The organism is Symbiopectobacterium sp. (genome assembly GCF_051710365.1).
Taxonomy (GTDB): domain Bacteria; phylum Pseudomonadota; class Gammaproteobacteria; order Enterobacterales; family Enterobacteriaceae; genus Symbiopectobacterium.
This window is the reverse complement of record NZ_JBPETA010000395.1, coordinates 1-840: the sequence shown is the minus strand read 5'-3', so window position 1 is coordinate 840 and position 840 is coordinate 1. Positions and strand designations below refer to the sequence as shown.

Annotated in this window: 1 protein-coding gene and 1 pseudogene; both read right to left on the bottom strand. The window is 50.4% G+C overall.

Features of this window, described 5'->3' with window-relative positions:
* Window positions 1–15 precede the first annotated feature (15 nt).
* Window positions 16–645, bottom strand: a complete 630-nt coding sequence (locus ACTBDZ_RS18240; RefSeq protein ID WP_438816324.1) for a lambda exonuclease family protein — start codon at window positions 643–645, stop codon at window positions 16–18.
* Window positions 642–840, bottom strand: a pseudogene (locus ACTBDZ_RS18235) (hypothetical protein); the annotation flags it as partial. The pseudogene ACTBDZ_RS18235 and the gene ACTBDZ_RS18240, both read right to left, overlap by 4 nt.

Below are 840 nucleotides of genomic sequence, written 5' to 3'. Positions count from 1 at the left end.
ACGACGTGCATGCACTCATGCTGCCACCTGATTTAATATGTTTTGCTTAACCTCCATGACCAGTGTTAAAAATTGCTCTCGCCTTTCCCTTAGTGCGTTAATTTCATCCATGCAATCATCACGGTTTATGCGGCATACAATTAACTGGTTTCCTTCTGGGAAGTCTGCGCAATAACTTACGAAATCCACCCAATCGCGTTCCGTGCAATCAAGGTGTCCTACTAACTGCCAGCGATATGACGGATCGAAATTACCGCGCTGCAATGTGGCGTAGTGGGTCGGGGCGATAACGGATTTAATCTCTATTACCCCATCACTGCCGACTAATCCGTCAGGGCTGTCACCGTACGTATCGTGGTCAAAGAATCCGCCGTTATCTACGCCAATGAAGTTCATGTCCTCATACAGCATCCTGGCTATCGGCTCCTGTTCGTGGCCTCGCTCCATGTGCTCGTTAGAAAAGCTGAACTCTGACTTGCAGCCTTTAATTTGCTCCAGTGCTATCTGTAGCGCATAACGCTTTGCAGGGTCGCCAAACGCTTTCCCAGCGTTAGCCATGATTAACCCGAAATTAGACGCCGTGGCCTTTCCTGCGCGCAGCGCTTCCCATTCCTCAGTATTCTGCTGAATGTCATGCCAAATCATGCCGCAGCCTCCCCGCACTCGCTAATAAGCTGTTGCCGGTGCTCTTCTGACATATCCATGCGTTCAAGCACCTTGCGCAAGTCACCATCGCGCTTATAGGCCGCTTTAGCGTTGTTCCATGCCTGAGTAGATGATGGAGTCAAAACAGGCTTGGTGACGCGTGCAGGGCTTATCCGTAACCCCTCAACTGAGCTA